The organism is Litoribrevibacter euphylliae, from assembly GCF_042646085.1.
Taxonomy (GTDB): domain Bacteria; phylum Pseudomonadota; class Gammaproteobacteria; order Pseudomonadales; family Litoribrevibacteraceae; genus Litoribrevibacter; species Litoribrevibacter euphylliae.
On record NZ_JBHRSZ010000006.1, the window covers coordinates 12,419 to 35,577 of the forward strand.

Annotated in this window: 23 protein-coding genes and 3 tRNA genes; 14 read left to right on the forward strand and 12 right to left on the reverse strand. The window is 43.5% G+C overall.

The genetic code is table 11. From position 1 onward, the window contains the following. Positions 1-49 precede the first annotated feature (49 nt). From ACFOEK_RS13985 to ACFOEK_RS14000, 4 genes are all read left to right on the forward strand, one after another. Complete coding sequence (locus ACFOEK_RS13985) at positions 50-2,113, forward strand: MltF family protein (RefSeq protein ID WP_386721989.1); 2,064 nt, start codon at positions 50-52, stop codon at positions 2,111-2,113. 115 nt (positions 2,114-2,228) lie between these two features. Continuing rightward, on the forward strand, positions 2,229-2,429 hold the full coding sequence (locus ACFOEK_RS13990; protein ID WP_386721991.1) for a DUF2788 domain-containing protein: 201 nt from the start codon (positions 2,229-2,231) through the stop codon (positions 2,427-2,429). A 10-nt stretch (positions 2,430-2,439) separates the two neighbouring features. After that, complete coding sequence (locus tag ACFOEK_RS13995) at positions 2,440-2,820, forward strand: DUF4156 domain-containing protein (RefSeq protein ID WP_386721993.1); 381 nt, start codon at positions 2,440-2,442, stop codon at positions 2,818-2,820. A gap of 35 nt (positions 2,821-2,855) precedes the next feature. After that, positions 2,856-3,353, forward strand: coding sequence for an RDD family protein (locus tag ACFOEK_RS14000; protein WP_386721995.1), 498 nt, complete (start codon positions 2,856-2,858; stop codon positions 3,351-3,353). A gap of 51 nt (positions 3,354-3,404) precedes the next feature. On the opposite strand, the gene trmJ is transcribed toward ACFOEK_RS14000, so the two are convergent. Beyond that, positions 3,405-4,139, reverse strand: coding sequence for a tRNA (cytosine(32)/uridine(32)-2'-O)-methyltransferase TrmJ (gene trmJ / locus ACFOEK_RS14005; RefSeq protein ID WP_386721996.1), 735 nt, complete (start codon positions 4,137-4,139; stop codon positions 3,405-3,407). A 168-nt stretch (positions 4,140-4,307) separates the two neighbouring features. On the opposite strand from trmJ, the gene ACFOEK_RS14010 reads away from it, so the two are divergent. The 4 genes from ACFOEK_RS14010 to ACFOEK_RS14025 all read left to right on the forward strand — a co-directional run bounded on the left by ACFOEK_RS14010 (position 4,308) and on the right by ACFOEK_RS14025 (position 9,192). After that, entirely contained in the window at positions 4,308-4,976 is a 669-nt protein-coding gene (locus ACFOEK_RS14010; RefSeq protein ID WP_386721998.1) for a DUF2057 family protein, read from the forward strand. A gap of 85 nt (positions 4,977-5,061) precedes the next feature. Continuing rightward, positions 5,062-5,466 carry an acyl-CoA thioesterase gene (locus ACFOEK_RS14015; RefSeq protein WP_386722000.1) on the forward strand — a complete coding sequence of 135 codons (405 nt, stop codon included), beginning with the start codon at positions 5,062-5,064 and terminating at the stop codon, positions 5,464-5,466. Positions 5,467-5,970: 504 nt separating this feature from the next. Continuing rightward, entirely contained in the window at positions 5,971-7,524 is a 1,554-nt protein-coding gene (locus ACFOEK_RS14020) for a methyl-accepting chemotaxis protein (protein ID WP_386722002.1), read from the forward strand. Positions 7,525-8,112: 588 nt separating this feature from the next. Next, positions 8,113-9,192, forward strand: a complete 1,080-nt coding sequence (locus ACFOEK_RS14025) for a hypothetical protein (RefSeq protein ID WP_386722004.1) — start codon at positions 8,113-8,115, stop codon at positions 9,190-9,192. 70 nt (positions 9,193-9,262) lie between these two features. On the opposite strand, the gene ACFOEK_RS14030 is transcribed toward ACFOEK_RS14025, so the two are convergent. Continuing rightward, a complete protein-coding gene (locus ACFOEK_RS14030) occupies positions 9,263-10,519 on the reverse strand; it encodes a hypothetical protein (RefSeq protein WP_386722006.1) in 1,257 nt (418 codons plus the stop codon). A gap of 341 nt (positions 10,520-10,860) precedes the next feature. Next, on the reverse strand, positions 10,861-11,355 hold the full coding sequence (gene rnhA / locus ACFOEK_RS14035) for a ribonuclease HI (protein WP_386722008.1): 495 nt from the start codon (positions 11,353-11,355) through the stop codon (positions 10,861-10,863). A gap of 418 nt (positions 11,356-11,773) precedes the next feature. Between rnhA and ACFOEK_RS14040 the strand changes: the two genes are divergently transcribed. Then, a complete protein-coding gene (locus ACFOEK_RS14040; protein WP_386722010.1) occupies positions 11,774-13,273 on the forward strand; it encodes a KAP family P-loop NTPase fold protein in 1,500 nt (499 codons plus the stop codon). A 139-nt stretch (positions 13,274-13,412) separates the two neighbouring features. On the opposite strand, the gene ACFOEK_RS14045 is transcribed toward ACFOEK_RS14040, so the two are convergent. From ACFOEK_RS14045 to ACFOEK_RS14075, 7 genes are all read right to left on the reverse strand, one after another. After that, positions 13,413-14,012, reverse strand: a complete 600-nt coding sequence (locus tag ACFOEK_RS14045) for a recombinase family protein (RefSeq protein WP_386722012.1) — start codon at positions 14,010-14,012, stop codon at positions 13,413-13,415. A gap of 389 nt (positions 14,013-14,401) precedes the next feature. After that, entirely contained in the window at positions 14,402-15,271 is an 870-nt protein-coding gene (locus ACFOEK_RS14050; RefSeq protein WP_386722014.1) for a hypothetical protein, read from the reverse strand. A gap of 33 nt (positions 15,272-15,304) precedes the next feature. Then, complete coding sequence (locus ACFOEK_RS14055; protein ID WP_386722016.1) at positions 15,305-15,469, reverse strand: hypothetical protein; 165 nt, start codon at positions 15,467-15,469, stop codon at positions 15,305-15,307. Between the two features lie 393 nt (positions 15,470-15,862). Beyond that, positions 15,863-17,215, reverse strand: a complete 1,353-nt coding sequence (locus ACFOEK_RS14060; protein ID WP_386722018.1) for a site-specific integrase — start codon at positions 17,213-17,215, stop codon at positions 15,863-15,865. A 122-nt stretch (positions 17,216-17,337) separates the two neighbouring features. After that, positions 17,338-17,413: transfer RNA gene (locus ACFOEK_RS14065), tRNA-His, on the reverse strand. Positions 17,414-17,440: 27 nt separating this feature from the next. Continuing rightward, positions 17,441-17,516: transfer RNA gene (locus ACFOEK_RS14070), tRNA-Asn, on the reverse strand. A gap of 4 nt (positions 17,517-17,520) precedes the next feature. Further along, a tRNA-Ser gene (locus ACFOEK_RS14075) sits at positions 17,521-17,611 on the reverse strand. 219 nt (positions 17,612-17,830) lie between these two features. Between ACFOEK_RS14075 and ACFOEK_RS14080 the strand changes: the two genes are divergently transcribed. Together ACFOEK_RS14080 and folX are read left to right on the forward strand one after the other, a co-directional pair. Then, entirely contained in the window at positions 17,831-18,157 is a 327-nt protein-coding gene (locus tag ACFOEK_RS14080) for a hypothetical protein (RefSeq protein WP_386722020.1), read from the forward strand. Between the two features lie 96 nt (positions 18,158-18,253). Continuing rightward, entirely contained in the window at positions 18,254-18,628 is a 375-nt protein-coding gene (gene folX, locus ACFOEK_RS14085) for a dihydroneopterin triphosphate 2'-epimerase (protein WP_386722022.1), read from the forward strand. A gap of 16 nt (positions 18,629-18,644) precedes the next feature. Here folX and ACFOEK_RS14090 read toward each other — a convergent pair whose 3' ends face one another. Further along, positions 18,645-19,808 (reverse strand): MFS transporter, encoded by a 1,164-nt coding sequence (locus ACFOEK_RS14090; RefSeq protein ID WP_386722024.1) that lies wholly within the window; start codon positions 19,806-19,808, stop codon positions 18,645-18,647. A 32-nt stretch (positions 19,809-19,840) separates the two neighbouring features. Then, positions 19,841-20,809: a polyprenyl synthetase family protein gene (locus ACFOEK_RS14095; RefSeq protein ID WP_386722026.1), complete on the reverse strand. Its 969-nt coding sequence runs from the start codon at positions 20,807-20,809 to the stop codon at positions 19,841-19,843. A 349-nt stretch (positions 20,810-21,158) separates the two neighbouring features. Here ACFOEK_RS14095 and rplU point away from each other — a divergent pair, with 349 nt between their 5' ends. The 3 genes from rplU to cgtA all read left to right on the forward strand — a co-directional run bounded on the left by rplU (position 21,159) and on the right by cgtA (position 23,152). Then, the gene (rplU, locus tag ACFOEK_RS14100; RefSeq protein WP_386722028.1) at positions 21,159-21,470 is read left to right on the forward strand and encodes a 50S ribosomal protein L21; all 312 of its coding nucleotides are present in this window, start codon (positions 21,159-21,161) and stop codon (positions 21,468-21,470) included. A 56-nt stretch (positions 21,471-21,526) separates the two neighbouring features. Then, on the forward strand, positions 21,527-21,784 hold the full coding sequence (gene rpmA, locus ACFOEK_RS14105; RefSeq protein ID WP_386722030.1) for a 50S ribosomal protein L27: 258 nt from the start codon (positions 21,527-21,529) through the stop codon (positions 21,782-21,784). Positions 21,785-21,937: 153 nt separating this feature from the next. Next, positions 21,938-23,152: an Obg family GTPase CgtA gene (cgtA, locus tag ACFOEK_RS14110; protein WP_386722032.1), complete on the forward strand. Its 1,215-nt coding sequence runs from the start codon at positions 21,938-21,940 to the stop codon at positions 23,150-23,152. The last annotated feature ends 7 nt before the right edge of the window (positions 23,153-23,159 follow it).

Genomic DNA, 23,159 nt, shown 5'->3' on the forward strand with positions numbered 1-23,159 from the left:
TAGGTTATATTCATAGCATCTAAACTCAATGGACGACTTTAGGTGCTATATGCCACTTTTCTCTTACCTTTCTATTTTGCTGTTCAGTCTGTTTTTGGTGGCGTGTACCAAAGAACCGACCGATCACGCTTCTTCTGCCAAAACGTCGACAGCCAAGAGTGAACCGCGCGATTTGTCTGATATCTATAAATCCGGCGTGATTCGGGTGTTATCTCCCGATTGGGATCAGCTGGATTATTTGCCGCGCGAAGGAACACCGGCGAATCGTTATCGCGCCATGATTACGGAATTTGCGATCAAGCACGATCTTACGATTGAATGGATCTATGTCGACCGCTTTGCGCAGCTCAGTGAGAAGTTGTTATCGGGTGAGGGCGATCTGGTAGTGGCTAATATGACGGTCACAAAAGAACGCAGTCAACAGCTGTTGTTTACCGTTCCTGTGGAACACATTGAGGAATGGTTGGTTGTCCGTCCTGATCCTGAACTAAAGGAAGTTCACGATTTGGCGTTAGCGAATATTGTGGTACCGCAAGGGTCGGCGTTCAAAGTAACCTTAGATAAGGTGGCTAAGCCCGGCTGGAATGTCGTTGAGAAAGCTAAAAACGCCAGTCCACAAGCGCTGGTGGATGATGTGCTGTCGGGGCGCTACACCGCAACCGTTGTAGATTCAAACGTTGGTGAGTGGTTGCTAACTGGGCTTGATTTGTCTGTGTTAGGCTCGCTTGGTAATCCCAGAGACATTGCCTGGGCGGTTCATCCTGAATCTCCCAATTTGCTCAGTGCCTTAAACCAGTTTCTTCATGAGTATCAGTTGGCCGAGGTTCAGTCGGATTACACTGGAGATTGGTCTGAAATCGTCGAACGTCGAACATTAAGAATGATTACTCGCAACAGCTCCGATTCCTACTTCATGTGGCGGGGTGAGTTGATGGGTTATGAGTACGATCTGATCAAGAAGTTTGCGGATAGGCATGATCTTTATCTGGATGTGATTGTTGCCGATGGTCAGGACATGATCGATTTGTTGTTGCAGGGGAAAGGCGACCTTATAGCGTCTTCACAGGCGCGGTTGGCGTCTCGTCGAGCGCGGGGGGTTGAATTCACGCGTCCTTATAATGTGGTTGATGAAGTGTTAATCGGGCGCTCAGGCCTCGAATTGACTTCATTGGAAGAGCTCTCTGGTTTCACTGTCATGGTTGAGGCGAACTCCTCTTATCGTGAAGGTTTGTTGGCGTTAAAGCAGCAGGGTATTGATTTTCAACTGGTGTCACCGGATGACCTCGAAATTAATGATGAGGCCGATTTAATGGGCTTGGTGACAGACGGCATTGTGGACTTTACGGTTGTGGATAACCACCTAGCGGCGAGAGAATTACTGGATCGGCCGGATCTGCAGGTCTACTTGTCGGTTACTGCTGATGTAGGGCATGGCTGGGCGGTGCGCAAAGATAATAAAGAACTGTTGGCTAAACTGAATCAATACATTAAAAAGCACTATCGCGGGCTATTTTTTAATGTTACTTGGCAGAAGTACTTTGACACTGAGCGGGGGAAATTTCTCGGGCGAGATCCGCTAGAAATCTCCGGGCAGTTGTCGCCTTATGATTCCATCGTTCGTCCTCTAGCCAAAGATAAGCGTTTTGATTGGCGTATGATTGTGTCGCAAATGTATCAAGAGAGTCGCTTTAATCCTAAGGCGCGTTCTCATGTTGGGGCCAAGGGATTAATGCAGGTGTTGCCGAGGACGGGCAAAGAATTAGGTATTCATGATTTATATAACCCTGAAGCGAATATTCGAGCTGGCGTTTTCTACCTGGATTGGGTTCGGGATCGTTTTCCTAAACAGTTAGTGCCGGCGGAGCGAGTGTTGTTCGCTTTGGCTGGGTACAACGCAGGTTATGGTCATGTTCAAGATGCCCGACGTTTAGCCAGAAAGAAAGGCTGGAACCCGGATCAGTGGTTTGGCAGTGTTGAGAAAGCGATGCTGTTGTTGTCCAAACGGAAGTATTACCGAAATGCACGGTTTGGGTATGTTAGAGGACGTGAACCCGTCGAATATGTGCGTCAGATTCAACGGCGTTATCAGGGCTACCAAAGCATTGCCCGTTAAGGCGATAGATTAAAAAGGTGTAACTCAGAGACACGGGTAATGTCATGGCCTTTTGTATTCTCTTTGGTATGATGTCGCGATATTTTTTATCTCTGATAATCTGGAGTGAAAGGCCATGAGTGCTGAGCAAATAGAACATTACGCAACGATCATTGGTGTTTCGGCGCTGATTGGTTTTATGTTTTTTATCATGTGGGATTTGGCAAAAAAATCCAATGCAGGCAAATTCGGGACTATTATCATTTTTACGGTACTTGGGTTGGGTATTTTTGGCTTCATCATTAAAACCATTATTGTTGAATTGATGGAAATGTAGGAGACACGCTATGCACGCTGGAACAGGGAAGTGGTTGGTCGCAATGATTGTATCTGTCTTGCTTTCAGGGTGTGTCATGATGTCTGCCCCTGAGCTTGAGTTCAAAGGGGTGGTGATCAACAAGAAAGAGCCGCCAGAAGGGTGTGCGCCGAAAGGTAATTTAGTGGCTACGTCGATTGCGAGCATTGAATCCATTGGCGATGAACCGTTGGCGCTGAATCGTGAGGCGACACAGGATTTAATTGATCAGGCGGATGAGATTGGAGCCAACTACGTTTACGTGGCAGATCATCGTCAATACAGCAATCAACCAAGAAAGGGCTTGGTCTCTCGTGTGGTTATGAAAGCGAATGCTTTTTACTGTCCGTCGCTGGACATTGCGCAAGAGTAGACCCTTAGTATCAAGGAATGGCCGTAGGAGTTGTTATGGATAGTCAACAAAATTCAATTACCGATCTTGAACCGGTGGGCTTCTGGCGACGAGCGCTGGCCAGCTTGGTTGATACCTTTATCTTATCGTTGATTAGTTTTTCTGCGTTCTTGTGGGTCTATGGACGCATGTTCTTTGTGGATGCAAGTATTGCCGAACAAGGTATCTTTGATGACTTTATGGATTATATCTTTCCTGTGATTGCGGTTGTGGCTTTCTGGTCATGGTGTTCCGCGACGCCAGGCAAGATGTTGTTGGATATGGAAATTGTTGATGCGCGTACGGGTGGCAAACCGACCTTGAGCCAGTGGATTATTCGTTATCTAGGGTATTTTGTCGCCGTGTTGCCTCTGGGATTGGGGATTCTGTGGGTAGCTTGGGATAAAAAGAAGCAAGGCTGGCACGATAAGATGGCCAAAACCATGGTGGTTGAACAAGATGGTTATGATGCCTTGAATCGCGAGCTGGACATTGCGCTTTCTAAAGGGCTGTAGCTAACAGCCCTATCTCTACTCTTATCTTTTTCCTGTTCGTTATATCTGCTGTTATTTCTTACCTGCGACTTCCTGGATCGAATTAAGAATGCCGCGCAGCATACGCAATTCTTTTTGTTCTGGTCGAACTCGGTTGGCTAGACGAATCAAACGATTCATCGCTTCCCCTTGATGAATGTCGTTCAAAAAGCCGGTATCTCGTAAGGTTTCTTCCAGATGCTGGTGGAATAGTTCGGTTTCTTTCAGTGTTGGATACAGAATATTTTCTTCTGAGGCTTCTTTTACACGGAGTTGTTCGCCGTTTTCATATTGCCAAATTTCATAGCACAGGATTTGAATGGCAGATGATACGTTGAGAATCGGATAGTCCGGATTGGCTGGGATTTCGGTGTGAAAATGGCAGCGTTCGAGTTGCTTGCTTTCTAATCCCATACGCTCACGTCCAAAGAGTAAGGCTACCGGGCCTTGTCTGCCTTCGGTGACCAGTTGTGCGGCTGTTTCTTTTGCACTGAGCACAGGCCTTGGAAAACTTCTGGAGCGAGCACTGGTGCCAATGACTAAAGAGCAGTCGGAAATTGCTTCGTCCAAACTTGAAACGACAGTGGCGCTTTCCAGTATATCCAGTGCTCCAGCGGCGCGAGACGTCGCTTCTTCATCAGGAAAGCACCTTGGATTGATCAGATATAAATTGCTTAGACCCATGTTTTTCATGGCGCGTGCGGCCGCACCGATATTACCCGGGTGATAGGTTTGATCCATCACGATACGAATATTCTCTAAGCTCATTGTTTCTGCCTTTTATATGCTGCTGTTTTCAGGGGCGGGATGGTATCACAACTGACTCGCTAGGGAGGAGGGTGTGTCATCTGATGGTCATAAAAGTTTAATAGTATCCCTCATCAGAATTTTTGACGATTGAGTCGAATGGCTAACAGACAGGTGAGAAGGTAAAGAATGATTCGTTTATTTTTACTTAGTGTGAGTGCGTTGGTGTTGTCCGGGTGTGTGACAACGGGTGGTCCTCTTCATTATTACAAAGGGGACAAGAAGGCTGATGATCAGCTAGTAACTGTGGTATTGCCTGAAGAGGTTGATGTTGTTGCTGTAAATAATCGCAAGCGTGCCTTACCTTTGGTGCGTGGTAAAACCTATCAAGTAAAGTTATTGCCTGGGCTGAATGAGTTGGTATTGGAATACGATACCATTTGGGAGTTGGATTCGGACTCCCATGAGAACGTAACTTCAGATGTTGTCATGGTAAGCCAGGTGATGAAGGCCGGTGAGGTTTACACCATCTCGGTGCCTAAGTTTGATACCTTAAACGCCGCAAAAACCTTTGCTAAAAATTTTAAGGTTGAATTGGTAAAACAATCAACAGGTGAAAAGGTCGTGTCTAAGCCTGCGCGCTATGGTGTAGTGTCGAATGTGCCGATGAATCAGCTAATCAGCAATGTTGAGGCCGGTGTGACGGGGGAATCAGAAGTGGTAGTACACGGCTTGGAGGATAGGAAGCATCAGGCGGCGGGACTCTATTCTCCATTACAGAACTTACGCTACTGGTGGCGTGAGGCCTCAGAACAAGAGCGTGAGCTGTTTGAAGACTGGATGGTGACCGTTGATTAACGTGAAATTTTGCTCACGCTGAAAATCGCTTTCCTATATAGTAAGCCCCTTCGTTTCTTAGAGTGGAAAGTGAAGGGGCTTTTTTATGCGTCATGTTACCAACTTATGTGTTCGTGGTTACCACTTAGATGTTTACGGACATGTGAATAACGCACGTTACTTGGAGTTTTTGGAAGAAGCTCGCTGGCGTTTCTTTGAAGAGCAAGCGGTGATTGAAGCAATCACAGGCGAGGCGCTGGCAATGGTGGTGGTGAACATCAATATTAACTATCGTCGCGCTGCCGTTATTCATGAAGAGTTGGCGATCTCAACAGAAATTACTCGTGTAGGTAATAAAAGCTTTGTCATTCACCAGGAAATTGCGTTGGCTGAAACAGGTGAATTAATTGCGGACACGGACGGTACTTATGTGCTGTTTGATAATGCTTTGGGTCGAGCTGTGGCCATTGAGGGCGAGTATAAAGTCTTGCTTGATAAGTTGTGTGGGTAGAATACGTCTGATGTATTTCATATTGCGTGCCTGAAAATGAGGGCTCTCACACACTGATGACGAGCATAGTCTCAGTGGTGCCCTCCCCAAGGCAGCACTTCCTTCTTCAGGACGATACTGGCCTGAAAGTAACAACGATTCCGTAAATAACTACTAAGCCAAGCATGGACTTTTTTCTGTAATTGGCGACAAGGTTTACGAAATTGGAATCTAATGGTCACTCTGAGGAACGCTCTATATCGTACCTTGTAAACTCATAGGTGGCTTACGCCTTTTAAGCTGCTTGTATTTGTGTCTTACCTGAATTCATCGGTCGGTTTGAACGAGTTTCAAAGCCTGCTAAATCTCCGTTCATGTTCAGTTTCATTTTAAGCTCTCGTGAGTCGGCCTTGTTTACCTTGCTTTGGGCCAATCTACTTTTATTGAAGTCTGTCTATACTCAATGGATATTACGAAAATGCAGAGCATGCAGTGTAGTCTTAATAGGGCAGTGAAGAGAGCAGTATGAAAATTAAACATAAGCTATTTGGTCTAACCGGATTGTCTATCCTTGCGTTGATTGTGGTGGTTTCCATTACAGAAATTTCGAACCTCAAATTACTCGATTTGGAAAAAACTTACATAGATGTCAAAAGTCTGGAAGTGTCGTTATTGAATTTGAACCGAATAGAAATGGAGTTCCTCGTTTCTAAAGATAAGTCGAAGCTCAGTGAGTTTTCAAAAGAGTATAAGCTGTTTCAAAAGCTTTCATTAAAGTTGAACGAGGATTTGGAAGCGTTAGAGATTGAGATTCCTGAATTGGCCAGATTAAAGGGCGAGATTACATTGTTTCGCAAAGATTTTGAGTCACTGGTAGATGGCTATGGAAGCGACAAAGCGCACGATGCTGAATTGAAAAAAGAAATGCGACATTTGTTCACTGTCATTCAGGAATTATTTTTGAAAACAGAGCATATACTCGATGAAGAGATTAGCCATGGGATTGATGTGCTTGAATCTCGGATTATTTCGTCAATTGCTATTGTTATCGTGCTGTTAATGGCGCTCTCTTACCGGATTGTCAGGGATATTCAGGTTCGCATTGGTGGGCTTAGCGATATTATGGCAAGAGTTGCTGAAACACGTAACTTATCACTAACTGCGAACGCAAAAGGGAATGATGAGTTGGCGCTAGTCGCGAAGAGCTTTAATGAATTGTTAAGCAGTATTCGAGATTTGGTCGAGAACGTTCAAGGTACGGTAAGTGAGTTAAGTGAAGCATCGAAAGAGTTGCAGCAAAGTAGCAGCTCTACAGAGGATGCACTGACCAAACAAAAAATTGAAACCGACTCTGTCGCAACGGCCATTACTGAGATGGGAGAAACCATTAAAGATGTAGCTAGCACCTCAGAAATGGCAGCTGAAAATACTCAGTCGGGATATCAGATGGCAGAGACCGGGCTGACGGACATATCTTCCACGAAAGAAACTATTTCATATTTATCCAGTGATTTGGACACCGCGAATCAAGAGGTAATCAGCCTATCCTCTCTGTCTGAAAAAATTAGTTCTGTTCTTAAAGTAATTAAAGACATTGCAGAACAAACCAACTTGCTGGCGTTGAACGCTGCGATTGAGGCTGCAAGGGCAGGCGAACAGGGAAGGGGGTTTGCTGTTGTGGCTGATGAAGTCAGAACTTTAGCGGGAAGAACTCAAAGCTCCACAGAAGAAATTTCGTCCATTATTTCGTCGGTTCAGAATCAGACGCAGCGTGTGGTTACTAACATTAGCTCGTGTAAGAAAAAAGGCGATGAAAGTGTGGAAAAATCAGAGCTGGCGCTCACAAGGATTCAGTCGATCATGAGTAATATGCAGCAAATTTTGGACAACAGTACTCAAATTGCAGCAGCGGTGGAAGAACAAAGCTTGGTGTCTGAAGAAATTGCACGTAATGTCAACGCTATTAAAGCGGTAACGACAGAAAATACAGACTCTGTCGCGAAGAACTCCATGTCAGCATCCCGTGTTGCGCAACAGGCGAAAGATCTGGATCATGCGATTTCACAATTCACGATTTGATGTAAGCATCTAATTGAATCACTGAGCGCTTGAGAAAGTGCTCAAGTGGCTGAAGCTTTTTCGCTGCTGAGATATTTTTGCCAGAATGATTTTCTGAAAAGTGGGTAGTCTAATAAAGTATAAATATACTTAGCTTGGGGGAATTCTAGACAAATCAAGAGGTAAGAAAAGAAATGGGGTGGACGATGGGATTTGAACCCACGACGACCGGAATCACAATCCGGGGCTCTACCAACTGAGCTACGCCCAGTATCCACAGTACTTCTAGTCAATTTGTATCACGCCTTGTTACGGCTCAGTAAAACGCTCAAAAACACCTAAATCAGCGTCTTGGTGTAACAAACTATATGACGTTTGGTGTGACGTCAAGACCACTGTTTGTAAGGTGCTGGTGGTTTCTCTTGGTGTTCTTTTCTTTCTCTGGTGTATCACTTGTGGGAGACCGTATAGAAAACGGCTGGTTTATTCTGCGTGTGTGCTTTATGGAATAGATACGTAGTACTAATTCTGTATTGATTTTTTGTTCTGGTGTTTCAATCTAGTATGATACATGCCGCTTAAATGTACTGATTCCGGTGGAGCCTTTAGATGTTAGGTAACCTCTTTCGATTCGATTATTTCAAAGTCTTAGTTTTTTCATTTTTCACTTCGTTTGCTCTTTTTATTTCTGGCTGCTCCTCAATGGGTGGTCACTCATTCGATGTGGAGAGTGCAGTCATTCCTAGTGGTGTGAAACAGGTCGTTGCTGCGCATAAAGGGCAAATCCTAACTCCTGAGAATCGTTCGACGATTAAGCCTGATCTTGACGCTGGCTATCAATACAGAATGCTTGATGTTGATAAAATAGGAAAAGAAAAAATCCATTTCGCACATCGTCTTGAAAGAGTAGAAGGAGATGACTTTTATTTTTCTAGCGTGGATGTCTATGGAAGAAATCGATTTGGTGATATTAAAAGATACCGCCATGCCCAGGTCAGTATTCTACAAAAGAACTCTAGCTATATCTCAGATCAATATAACCATTGTTTATTTGTAGTTGGTGAGTGTACATACACTGATCGCAATGGAAAGCAGACAATAAAAACAGACTTTAGGAACGGTGTTTGGATTAGTGATGAACCCTATGGCAGCCAAAAGAGACAATTAGTATATAGAGTCTATAAAACTGACGGTCTGCCGCTTTATAAGTACACAATAAACCCTCTTACGAAGGTTAAGGAAGAAAGAAGAGTTACCATTGAAAGCGATTATGGTCGAGTATTCGATGTTAATAAATCTAGAAAAGATATGCCTGTTTCCCGTTCGGTTTGCGTTAACACAGAAAGCGTTAAAAAGGTTGGATTTGAGATACGATTAGAAAGAACTGACGGAAAAGCGCTGACCAAACACAGTCGCTTCATTGGTCATTTGGAGGAGTTTGTTAGTTCTGACCCTTGCTTACCAAGGCTGTCAGGGTCAACAATTCAACAGGTTAAAGGTAATGGGTGGATATTCGATAAGCCAAATGGCGAGATAATTATCGACACTATTAACGGTGGTATTAGTGCTTACACTTTAGCCCCTTTTTCAATGGGTAATTTTGATCAGTGGCTTTTGCATACAACAGAGAGACTGAACACCTATTTCAATCCCAAAGGTCTTAAAGCTTATATTAAAGTTGACAAATAATCTGATAAAAACAGGGTAAGAGACACAGACAGCCAAAGGTATTAATCCAAGGTTCTGCCTGTGTCTTTCGTTAGACTGCTATCTTAGCCCTCTCGTCATTCATCCAACTCTTCACAATGTTCCTCATTCGTTTAGACGGGAGGTATACATCCACAGGTTTCCCATCACGAATAGCTGAACGGAATAACCACTGAAGAAATTCTGCAAGCGCGTAACGTTGTGAGTCGATAGAGACCTCGCTTCGTTCTTTGAAGTATCTGGCCATAGTAGGTGTTGGGAATATATTCCGAAGGTAGGCGACTGAGTTACAACCTTTATGCTTATTCGTTGCTCTCAGGTTGCAAGATACAAACGTCTTCGCATTATGGGGTGGTGAAATAGAGTCTTTTACTGCTTCCACACATGACCACATGCGCTCATCTTTCGAGGTTGATCTAGACCTGTGTTCAAAGAAGTTTCTGACATTCTTCCCGAGCTGCCTTTTGTCCTTACTGGATGCCGTCTTTGAGAACCAGCTAGAACTTAAGGCGTTAGGTTCATCACCAAGAGCATTTAGTTTGTCGTCCTCTATGATATTGATCAGCCTAGCCAAAGGTTCAATTGCTACTCTTTCATGTTCTTCTGACCAAGGTACTAGCTTTCCGTTTTGATCTAGCGTCAGCCGTTCAGGTTCAACGTTATGACTTCGTAGATAAGCTGCCATATAAGAAGCATCGAACATGTAAGTGAGGATAGTGACCGAGTGGAACGCCTTCAGTAATACAATTGGGAATTCCCAGAAGAACAGACCATCCTTCTTATCTGGGAGTAGAATGAGCCTGCCTTGATCGCAATCTCTTTTTATACTGTTATAGCTGCTGTAACTCTTTGCAGACTTCCATCTTAGGTAGTTCTTATCATCCTCCTGAATTGTCCCTGTGTCTCGGCATAGCATGACGGAATCGGGCTTATCATCTTTAGATGTACCGTACTGTCTGACGCAATCGACAACCTCATCAATGATTAGGTGATAGCCGAAGTCACTTAGCAGCATGAGCGTTTCGTCAGACCAGCGCTTAAACAGCTCATGAGTAGACACAATGTTATGACCTGCGGCTACCAGATCGTGAAAGCTATTCAATTTAGTCGAATGTGTTTCATCACTGGGTGTTACAAACTTGAGGTGTGGAGCTGCCTTTGTAATGCGTTCGACCTCATCATTGTAGGGGGTGATAAATATGTATCGTTGGTTGCTGTTACTTGGAACAGCTTTGAGTTCGTTAATAATAAGCGTGGTTTTGCCTTGACCCATGAGTGCGTCAATAGTGCGGAATTGTGTTTGTTGCATGATAGTTAATTGCGGTTGGTTAATTGGATGAATTTATCTCTTGAGCGTTTTCTCTTTAAAAAACTCAAAAGCCTCTAGAGACCCCAAGGAATACGGGGCTTGTGGAGGGTTCACCTTATAAGTAGAGGGATAGGTAAGACCTATCTGTACACTTAAGGTTAAACGTTGGGTTACTGCTCTTATCGCTTCTTTTCTTGGATAGATAACAGAGGAGTAGTAAGAACTTTGAGTCAGAACTGACTGTTGGACTTGAGGTTGAGCGTATCGTTAGACGGACAGTGTTAGACCTAGAATAACGGCTTATCCTTGTATCCTAATTCAGTCTGAGCTCTAAGTTGACGTTAGGTCGCTTCCAATTGGGTTGCTCTCTTAATGGAGGTCTTGAACGTAATTGCTTCATTAGCAAGAGCGTCTGCCTTCTCATTACCTTCTACTCCTGAATGACCTTCTACCCAGAACCAAGAGATATTGTGTTTCTGATTAAGCTGGTCTATTTCTCTCCAGAGTTCAGCGTTAGCGATTGGCTTCTTACTAGCGTTGCGCCAACCTTTGGCCTTCCAGTTAGGCAACCATTCTGTAATGCCTTGAATGACGTATTTGCTGTCTGAATAGAGATGGATGTCTTTGCTTACTCCTTTTATCCGTTCCAATGATCTAAGAACGGCCATAAGCTCCATCTCGTTATTGGTGGTCATGAGCGAGAAGCCTGCAATCTCTAGTTTCTTCTTATCGTTAGAGATCAGTGCTCCCCAGCCGCCAATGCCAGGATTTCCTTTACACGCACCATCGGTATAAATCGTGATAGTTGTGCATGGAGTTTCGTTTAGGTTGGTCATGAGTATGTCCTTTTGGTTGTGAGCTACGAACAGGCACGAGAAAGTCTTCAGATTGAACTGATGCTGATGGTCTGTAAGAAGCGGTTGGTTAAAATGTGGATTGTGTGATGGTTGGTTTTTGTACAGGATTTGAAGTCAGCCTTACACCTGTAATTCAAAAAGTCAGTCATAGGGGGGACAAAAATCGCAGGCCAGTAAATACGCGGCTTCCAGAGAGGGTGTTTCGGAAGGTTTTTGCGGTGATCTTACGTCGATCTTTTAAGAGGGTTGGGTGCTTTTTATTCAGTTTTTCGTCTCTCTGCCTATTTAGTTATCTGAATTGAAGAGGTTGCCGAACCTTTAAGTATTTTTTACAGTGGGTGCTGAGTTTATAACAGTCTAAATTTTGCGTGATTTACTATCAGGGAAGGACAAACTTGTGACGTATTCATTAAAGGATAATTCCAAATACAAGGAATGGTTTGAAGGTAATGATTCTGTCAGCTTTGAAAACTGCTTGTTAAACAGAGGTGATTTCGGGCGCTTTCTTGCTGATTATCTGGTGAGTGAAAAAGACGGTTTTGTTTTGAACATCGACAGTCCTTGGGGGACAGGTAAAACCGAATTTTTAAAGCGCTTGTATGTTGAGCTGATCACTAGGAAGTACCCTTGTGTATACATTGATGCGTGGGAGAGTGATTTTTCTGAGGCTCCACTTAAGGTTGTTGCAAGTGAACTGGTTAGTCAACTTGAGCTTTTTAATGAGGATATAGGGAAGCTTGATGGTAGGGATAAGCTGAAAGATGGTTTTTCAAAATTCCTTAAGACTTCTGCAATTCTTAGTACCGGAGTTGCCTCTGGATTACTTAAATCATATGGTCTGCCAATAGATTCATCCATGTTAACGGATGCAATGATCGTTGGGGCAGACACTAGCGACTCTACAGAACTTCAGAAGCTTTTGACTGATCATCAAGAACAAATTCAGGCAATAAGGACAATTCGTGAGAGTTTGAGTCAATTAGCTGAAACACTTGCCAGCGTCAGGGGTTTAAAAGTACCGGTAGTTGTTTTGATTGATGAATTAGATCGTTGTCGTCCAAACTACTCTGTGGAATTGCTGGAAGTTGTTAAGCATTTCTTTGCGACGGAAAACTTGGTGTTTGTGATTGCAAGTGATACTGAGCAACTGGAAAGTTCAATTAAGGTGCTTTATGGCGAGACGTTTGATTCGAAAAGATATTTGAAGCGATTCTTTGACAGGGTTGCTACTTTACCAGAGCCCGATATTGGTCATTATTTAAAAATACACAATCTAGAGAAGTTGGATGATAGTCGTCAAATAATGCTGTATCCAATTAAAGCAGTATTCAAAATGAGTGGTTTGTCTCTATTTGAATTACCTTTTCTATGGTGCACCCAATTATTCAATCTGAAAATACGAGATATAGATCAGGTGATTCAGAAAGTTAAAGCCTGTCTTCAAGTTCTAAGTCAACGCAATCAAGGAAAAATAATAGCGGTAAATTTAATTGTATTGGTTGCGGCTGTTTGTGAAAGCCATTTGGGTTTAACGTCTTATACGCAACGTTCAAGCAAGGCTGGAAAAGATGACTCTCCATCTGAGCATAAGTATGGTAATCATTCTGTCCAACCTTCCTTGCCAAAAGATCTTAGGTGTATTTATCAATTAAGCTTTAACATGGTCAAAACCCATAAGAGAAAAGGAGAATTTCAAGAAGAGATAGAAGGCCTTGTTCACTATGAGGTTGTAAGACAGGCTTTTATAACAAATAGCTCAAAAAGCAACCTTGATATCACTATTGAAGATCAATACAGGTCAATCTGTTCTCAGTTAGACTCTCAAGGTTCAAATATTCAAATGCTGTTGTGGAGTGATTATAAACAACTGATTGACCTAGCAGGTTATATTTCTTGATCGGTAATGTGATGCTGATCTTCAGGCTTTTTCAGTCTTAGGGAAGGGAAAAGCTCCGGTCTTCCCCAGCGCCCACATCATGCGGGACGTAGCGAGCGCCTTAAGACCAGTTTCGGGAATGAAAATCCAGACGAAGGCGCTAGGCTGGTTCGGTTTCTTCCTGCTTCTTATTCCAATGTCGTTTAACAGTTGCCAGCGAGATTGATAATTGCTTGGCGGTCTGACTCTGGGTCATTCCCTTACTCTTCTGTTCAAGCACCTTTAGTGTGGTATTGGTTGCTTCAGGCCGCCCCAGCTTCACACCTTTGGCCTTGGCGTTGCGAAGACCTGACTGTGTGCGCTCAATGATTCGCGCCTTCTCAAACTCTGCAAACGCCGCGAACATTTGAAGCATCAGCTTGCCTTCTGAGCTGGTTAAATCGCTGGTTGGTAGGTCAAGACTAACGACTTTTATACCACGCTCAGCTAAGCCCAGAATCGTGCTCTGAACGTCTATGGAGTCACGCCCAAGGCGATCAATCTTGGAGACGACCAAGGTGTCACCAGCTTCTAATTTGTTCTCAACTAAGTTCTTAAACGCTGGTCTCTTCATAGCAGCCATACCGCCACTAATGACCTCAGATACTTGGCGCTGTTTTGGTACATCTGACCATTCGGGCACACTTAGAATATCTGCGAATTGATTATCTGTGGTTTGCTCACCTGTGCTAACTCGTGCGTATAGATACGTTCGATTCATTCCCTACGTCCTTCTTTGGGTGTCATCTAGTGGTATCATTAAATCAGTAGGTATCATAAAGTGTCAATAGCTATTTTTATGATGCTAAAACAGATGGTCTTGCGTGGTGTCATTTAACGTTCGTTTGTTGATACCAGTAGATTGACTCAAAAATAGGGTGAGAGACAGAGACACGCAAAGAGAGCGAGAGTTCGAGGCGTTCAACCTAGAGTCAGACCATTGGAGTGACCTATTGATAGGCTCTAGATGTCTCTCGCAGTAGTAAGTCGTGGGACAAGAGGAGATAAAAAGGCCTTAACTTTCAGTATCTTATGGTTGATACCCCCGTGGGGGAAACTAGCCTTTAGTCTATTAGATAAAGAGCGCTCAGATTTTTCTGGTGAAACTCGTTATTTGTTTTCTGGGGTGTGAGTGTTTAGGTTGGAGGTGGGGGGTGGGTGTTTTAATTGGCTTACTTGTAGGTCTTCTTTAGAGACAGAGGACTTTGTTTGGGGAGGTGCTATAAACAGCTTGTAGGCTAAAAGGGTTACAGAAATTACTGAAACAAAGGCCCCGAAAAGTGATATTTTAAAGTTTCTATTTAACCTTTGTTCTGATTTTTCTGCACGTTCTTCGGCTTTTTCTGCACGTTCTTCAGCTTTATTTAGTCGATCTTTATTAGTCAAAGATTCTTCTAGGGCGAGAGTTAAATCATCTTCATACTGGGAGATATAGTTATAAATATCTTGAATTTCTTTCAGGTTTTCTTGGCAGTATTTGTAGTAGTCATCTCTATCATCTTTAGGTGTAGAGCTAATAGCTTTCTTGACGTCTTCTACTTGTTGCATCTTGCCAGCGTAATCACTGATAGTTGAGCTGATCGAAATTTTTCCTCTAAAACTCTCCTGAAAGCTTTGAATATTTTCAAGCGCGGAAATAATTCCTAGTTCGACAGCATCATAGCTTGCGCGTTTGCAGTGTTTGATTGCTTTTTTTAGCTCTTCTGCTTGAGTGGCTTCATCGTTAGTTTTAAGTGCTTTTGTAATATGATAGCCAAAGTAACGCAATTCATTAATAGAGGGGATAACAACTTCAGAAGTGTTTAGCTCAGCATGTTTGATGTGCTCTTCGGCGTCTACAAATGACTCTAAAGCTTGTTCAAGTAGCTCTAAATTAACTTGGTTAACTAAATTTTGAGGTGGTAATGAGAGTTGAGAAAGTTCTGTTACAGGATGAAGTGACCCATCTGCATCGGAGGTGCATGTTACCTTTTCGGTCATTAACAACAGATTCCTTTCTGAGATAGCTAAATTTTAAGTAAAGCTGTGAGCAAGAACGCTCTTTTTTCGCTCTTGTAGTTGTTGCTCTGTAACGTAAGCTCCACGTTGCAGGTTTACATTGCCACGAGAAAAGCGAGCCACAAGTAAACGAGCTTTAGATATCCGTTCTGACCGTTTTGATGCTTTAAGTTGACTCATGATCTTATCTCTTCCTACAAGAGGGTGGATTAGTTTTACTAACTGTTTATGTGTACAGCTCTGTTCCATGAAGCTTTACTAAGGGTTAGTTGATACTATTTATCTCATTACTTTAGCTCTGTTAGCAAGCAATAAAGTTCTCAACTTATAAAAATTTAACTACTTTATGCCTAATAATTTTGTAATTTTAGGCGAAAAATAAAAAAGTGCGCAGATTATACCGGTTTTGTACAAATTATCAACAGCACTGCTAGTTATGCATGTGTTGATTGTTATTTTGTTTTTCTTTCCTTGCATAGGAATTATTTTTGTAATGGTTATGCAGTGTCTGGATTTGGTGGTTAATTCAATTGGCTTTTGTGAAGGGGCTTTTTGATTTGTGCTGTTCTAGTTTTAGCCGAATGCTAGATCTTTTAGTTCATTTGTAAAACTTACTTGATCAAGTTGCACCTTCAGTTCCATCGCAGGGTATTCGGTCATGTAAACACGCTGGGTGATTGTCTCCGGCGTGTGGCCAAGGATAGCTTGAATGTGCTCAAGAGGGACTTTGGCTTCTTTCAGTTCATCAGCCATTGTATGTCTGAATGAGTGGTAAGATTTATTCTGGTCGAAACCAAGCGCCTGTTTCAGACGTGTGAAGCGTTTGTTGTAAGCTGCTCCGTATTCTCCCCGTTCTTTGGCTGCTACGGTTTCACTTAAATCTTTGAATAGATGTCCTGAAGCGGATGTACTGACAAACCTTAAGAAACCTAGTTGAATCAGTTCGTTATGAATCGGAATGTATCTGGCTGATTCTTCGTTCTTGAGTTTCATTCCGTCTTCTTTCAGGGAAATAACGTCTACGCCATCGACCTTGATGATGTGCTCTTTCTTCAATTGGGCTAATTCGTTAAGTCGTGCGCCAGTGTAAAGCCCCAAGATCGGTAGCCAATAATCTGTAGGTCTGTCTTTCAGGTGGTTGTGTTCTGTAAATACAGGTTGGCTAAAGATGTTCTGAATATCGTTTCGTGTAAATGGTGCTCTCTTGTTGTTTTTAATCTTGGGTGGCGCTAAGGCAGGTAAGGGATTCTTGCTTAGGTAATCGTGATTGACGCACCAGTGCATAAAGCTGGAGATTCGCTGGTAGTGTTGGTTGATGGATTGTTGTGATAGTAAGGGTAGTCCTCTGCGTCTCAGTTCCTTCAGTGATTTATTCTTGTTGTTATGAAGGTTTCTGGAGGCGGGGTATTCGGAAAGACCTGCTTTGAATAGGCGTACAGTCTCTTTGTTTAAATCTTCAATATGAATGTCACTGACCAGTTCAATGAAGGTGTTAATTGAGTTTCGGTAGTAGTCGTGGGTCTTGCTGTTAAGTTGTTTCTTCTCTCTGCGTCTTTCTTCTTCAAAGAGGTCTCTCAGTTCAGATAGTTTCTTGCTGGTCTTTGGTGCGTCTAATGGTTCTGCTTCGGGGGTAATTGTTGGGGTTGTCCCCTGAATGACAATTGAGTTCTCAGGTTTGGCAGGGCTGTTTGTCTGACTGGTGGTGGGCTTGGTGTTCAACCATTCTTTGACAGCTATGCGTATCTGGTCGAAAGGTGTTCTGTTAGACAGTAGTTGATCGACAAGCTGGTTGATATGCGTGACTAGGTGTAAAGCAGTAGCTTCTTCTTTGGTTCCAAGCGAAACGCGAAGAATGGATGAATTGATTTTACGGTTGTAACTAAAGGTTCTGTTTCTAAGAAGTGTATAGGGTACTTGGATACACATTTAGCTCACCTGAAATGTCATGGTGTGACGTTTGGTGTAACAAATGGTGTAACAAAAAGAGAGAAGTAAGGATGCTTAACTCGGAAGAAACTTTAGAAAAGTCATAGAGTTAAGAAAGAAAATGGGGTGGACGATGGGATTTGAACCCACGACGACCGGAATCACAATCCGGGGCTCTACCAACTGAGCTACGCCCACCACATCATCACTTTAAGAAAAAAGTGATGGCTCCTCGAGCTGGACTCGAACCAGCGACCAATAGATTAACAGTCTACTGCTCTACCAACTGAGCTATCGAGGAACAATGGCGGAGGAGGAGAGATTCGAACTCTCGGTCGGCTATTAACCGACGCCGGTTTTCAAGACCGGTGCATTCGACCACTCTGCCACCCCTCCGCTGAGGTCGCCTATAATATCTAGTCAGGAAAATCTGTCAATAATTTTTTTGAAAAAAATTAAATAATTTATAGGGTTGTATATTCTTTGAACTGAATGCGTTTGTTTGTGTGAATTATCATGAGATTAGCGGGCAGAAACTTGGGTAGATGCTACTCTTGAAGGTATGGTTTATGTTCCTGCGCAGTTGTTGTTTGTGCAGATTTTTTGGAGGTAATAATGTCAAAGCTCACAATCGCTCAAGCGACAAATTTATTTGATGAATTTGTTGTAGTTCTTGAGGATGTTTACTGGGAAGCAAATGAAATTGTGGTGAAGGATGAGGTCTTTGCTTTAATTCGACTGTTAGGGGCGGAGTTGACCGAGCTACAAAAAGTCAGTTTGCAGGATGATCATTATGATTATGAGGTGATTAGCTCAAAGCCTTCTGTTTTGCGTGACAGTGTTAAAGGTGTGCAAGAGCGTGTGTTGCCTAAAATTCTCCGTCTCCAAACCGCGCAGCGTTTGATTCCTTATCTTGATCAGGCATTAGAAGCCTTTGCCTAGTTAATTTCTTATTTGTAATTTCTCTTTTGTATTTGGCTTGATTTCTAGAGACTGGCTGTGATGATATTGATGCTCTGAATGAAAATGGGTGTATCAATGTCGGTCAGTCAACTCGCTAAAATACGTATCAAAAATCTTCGTTTGAGAACCTTTATTGGTATTAAGGATGAAGAAATTAAAAATAAACAGGATGTAGTGGTGAATGTCGAAATTCACTATTTAGCTAAACGTGCAATGCATTCCACTGAAATTGAGGATGCATTGAATTACCGTCCTATTACCAAAGCCATTATTAAGCATGTAGAAGAGAACCGGTTTGAGTTGCTTGAGCGATTAACGGCAGAGTTACTTGATCTTGTCAGTGCTGATGTACGTGTCACTTATGCGGAAGTCGAAGTGGATAAACCGCATGCGTTGAGATTTTCTGATTCTGTGTCCATTGCTTTGTGTTATAGCAAAGATCAGGAATGATCTTTTCTGCCAGTCTCTAGCCTCTTTCGTATAGAGAGGCTTTGCTCTTGAAATAAAGCAGCAGTGTCATCGTAGAAATAATGCATCCAGTGATAAGCACATAAAGGGTATTGTTCCATCCCCATTGAATAATCCACAGCCCAGGTAAGATTGATCCCAGTGCGCCGCCAGTATAGTAGAAGGTTAGGTAGGTGCCATTGGCTAGGGCGGAGTATTTATTCTCGTTATGGTTGACTTCGGTACTGCAGATGGAGTGATTTGCGAAGATCGCGCCTGAAACCAGAGTGAAGCCAAGGCAGTACATAGCTAGGTGGTCAAAGCTAAAACTCCATAGTCCGAGCGCTGTCAGTACTAGCCAGAATATCCCGCCTTTCACTTGAAGGTCTTTGATCTTTCGTCTCATCTTGATGGTGGCGAGAGCGGTTCCGATCGCCACTATATAGAAACTGTACACTAGGAGAATGGGCCAATAGCTATCGGTATCAAAGGCTTCCATAATTCTGAATGGAATAAAGTTCAGGATGGCCACCATGGTAAAGAACTGAATCATGATAAAAGGATAGAGATAGCGATTGCTTGGGTGCTTGATGCAGCTAAACAGTTCTTTTAAGTGGATCGGGTTTTGATGTGGCGGCTTGTGATCTGGTAGCCCTTTCATCATAGGGAGTAAGAGTAAGCTGAAGCCGGCCAGCAAATAAAACGTCAGCCGCCAATCGAGATACTCTGTCAATAGCATGCTGAGCGTTCTACCGCCGAGTCCTCCGACAATCGTTAGGGCGATATAGATGGATAGTGTAGTTTGAAGCTTTTCACTAGGCGTAGTGCGTGTCAGTAGCGTCATGATGGATGTGAGCATTACCGGCAGGGTCATGCCTTCGATGGCTCGAATGATAATGGCTTGTTCAATGGCGGTGATATTGGCAAATGCGAGGTGGCATACTGCCATCACGCCACAGGAAAGGATGAGGCCTGTTTTGGCGGAAATTTTTTCAAGCAGATAGCCATAACTTAAAGGGGCTATGGCGAGCGGTAACATGACGGCTGTTGTTAGGAGTGCGGCCTGGTTAGCGCTGCTGTTAAATTCTTCTGCCAGTGCAGGGAGGATAGGCTGAGGTGCATAGAGAATGCTGTAGGCCAGTAAGGTTAAGAGATAAAGCAGGCGATGTTCGGTTTGCATCATACGTACTCTATCTCTTATTTGTGCGTTGAGGGCTAACTCTTGCGATTCACTGCAAGAGCAAGTACGGCCTCCATGGCTTTGGTGTGATCATTCTGTGGTAGTAAGGCTAACGCTGCATAGGCTTTATCTGCCAGCTCATTGGCTTTTTGCTTGCAGTAGGCAAGAGCACCTGACTCATGAACGATTTGCTGGATTTGGGTAATGTCTTCTAATCCACCTTTACGAATGGCTTGTTTGATCAACTGTGTTTCTGTTTCAGTGCCTGCTTTCATGGCTTGAATCAGAGGTAGTGTTGGTTTGCCTTCCGCTAAGTCATCACCGACGTTTTTACCCATAGTGTCGGCATCGCCTTCGTAATCTAGAATGTCATCCATAATTTGGAAGCCTAATCCTAAATTTAGACCATAATCGGCAGAGGCTTTAATCAGAGTCTTGTCGTCTGTGGAGAGTAGGGCGCCACACTCGGTACTGGCTTCAAACAGCTTAGCGGTTTTTCCATAAATGACGTTCATGTATTGTTCTTCCGTCACGTTAGGGTTCTTAACATTCATTAACTGAAGAACTTCCCCTTCTGCAATCACGCAGGTTGCGTTGGAAAGGATTGCCATGACATCGAGATTTTTGGTTTCTACTAAAATCTGGAAGGCGCGGGAATATAAGAAATCGCCTACTAATACACTTGGCTCATTGCCCCACTTCGCGTTAGCGGTTGTTTTGCCTCGGCGCATGTCAGACGCATCAACGACATCGTCATGAAGTAGTGTTGCTGTGTGCAAAAATTCAATCACGGTGGCCAGTTTAATGTGATTGTCGCCTTGGTAGTTCAGAGCATTTGCAGAGAGCAGTGCTAATAGCGGACGCATGCGTTTCCCGCCGGATTCAATGATGTGATGACCAATTTTAACAACGAGCGGAACATCAGAATGGAGCTGGTTAAGAATGAATTGGTTAACCGCTTCAAAATCGGCTTGTACTGAAGAGTATATGTTGGTCTTTTCCATTGAGCTTGGCTCTTGCGCAACCTGATTATTATTCGAACATTAAAAGCGGCCTAGTATAACGTCTTTTTTTAAGAAATGTCTCTAATCTACGGCTTTTCAACGGTTTAAGTCATGCATTTGGCAAAAAATGGAAGCATGAGGTTGTGCTGAATATGGGAAATGCTGAAATCCAGGGTGTTGGAGGGGGATTTGTGCTTGAATTAATAGGGCATTGCTCATAGAATAAGCGCCCCTGCGAACTCGTCCGCAGGTTTAAGCTCCCTGTAATAGGGGTTTCAGAGTGAACTCCATAGAAACAGGTATGTAAGAAGCTTCAATATTCGACGAGATATTTTTGGAGTGTATTTCAATGCATGCAGTTTTTGTAAGCGGTGGTAAGCAGCACCGTGTTCAAGTTGGTGAAAGCATCAAGCTAGAAAAGCTTGAAGTTGAAACTGGCGCAGCTATCGATTTCGATCGCGTATTGCTAGTTTCTGATGGCCAAGACGTTAAAATTGGTGAGCCAGAGCTTAAAGGCGCTAAAGTAACTGCGGAAGTGGTTGCACATGGTCGTCATAAGAAAGTAAGCATCATCAAGTTCAAGCGTCGTAAGCATCACATGAAGCGTATGGGGCACCGTCAGTGGTACACTGAGGTGAAAATCACTGGTATTAACGCGTAATCGACCTGTTTTTCAGGTTAGTCGATTTCAAGTTAACTAATTAGGAGTAACGTCACATGGCTCACAAAAAAGCTGGTGGTAGTACTAGAAACGGTCGCGATTCGGAATCCAAACGCTTAGGCGTTAAGCGCTTCGGCGGCCAAAAAGTTTTAGCTGGTAACATTCTTGTTCGTCAGCGCGGCACTAAATTCCATGCTGGTACAAACGTAGGTCTTGGTAAAGATCACACGTTGTTTGCAACAGCAAATGGTGAAGTGAAATTTGAAATTCGTGGTCCTAAGAATCGTCAATACGTTTCTGTAGTTCCTGCGTAATTTCAGCTGACAGGGCCTTAGGGTCGTGTTGGTAAAAAAAAGCCCCGCTTGCGGGGCTTTTTTATTATATATTGTTTGTATCAATCGGTGGTTGAGATTGATTGTTTTGCTGAATAGGGTTGCGATGAAGCGTCTAACCCAAGGGGGTGCTTGGTGAAGTTTGTAGATGAAGCTCAGGTTTATGTTGAGGCGGGTAACGGTGGTAACGGTTGCTTAAGCTTTCGCCGAGAGAAGTATGTTCCTCGTGGGGGGCCGGACGGCGGTGACGGCGGTGATGGCGGCTCAGTTTTTATTGAAGCAGATTACAATCTAAATACCTTGATTGATTATCGCTATCAGCCGAAGTATCGCGCTGATAATGGTCAGGGAGGGCAGGGTCGAAACTGTCGTGGTAAGGATGGTGAGGATATCGTTCTTAGGGTGCCTATTGGAACCACTATTATCGACATGGATACCGATGAAACCTTGGGTGATTTGCGTGAAGCGGGTGAGCGAATTATGGTGGCCAAAGGTGGTTTCCATGGTTTGGGTAATACGCGTTTTAAGTCGTCGGTTAATCGTGCGCCTCGTCAAACGACACCGGGTAAGCCTGGTGAGTCACGTAATCTTAAGTTAGAGCTTAAAGTTCTGGCTGATGTAGGTTTGTTGGGGCTGCCGAATGCGGGTAAATCTACTTTTATTCGTGCTGTTTCCAAGGCCAAGCCAAAGGTGGCAAATTATCCGTTTACGACCTTGGTGCCTAATTTGGGGGTGGTGAGTCCGCAGCCTCATAAGAGTTTCGTAATTGCGGATATTCCAGGGTTGATTGAAGGTGCTGCTGAGGGTGCTGGTTTAGGGATTCGTTTCTTGAAGCATCTGATTCGTACGCGTTTGATGCTGCATATTGTGGATGTGGCGCCGTTTGATGAGTCTGATCCGGCAGAATCTGCTCAGGCAATCATTAATGAGCTTGAAAAGTTTAGTCCGACGTTGGCATCTCGTGATCGTTGGTTGGTATTGAATAAGCTGGATATGGTGCCGGAAGAAGAGCGTGATACTTTGTGTAGCGCTATTGTCGAGAGGTTGGGTTGGGAAGGTCCTGTGTACCCGATCACTGCGATCAATGGTGAGGGGACTAAGCAGTTATGCTTCGATATCATGACGTTTATTGATGAGTTGAAAGAGCAAATTGCTTCTGATCCTGAGGTTGCTGAGCAAGAGTTTGCTATTCAGGAAGCGATGGCTGAAGAAGGGCGTCAGAAAATTGAAGCGCTTCGCGAGGCTCGACGTTCGGCTCGTAAGGCGGCGAAGGAAAGTGGTCTTGATGATGGCGACGATGACGATTGGGATGATGACGATTACGATGTCGAAGTAGAGTACGTTCGTTAAGAGAGTC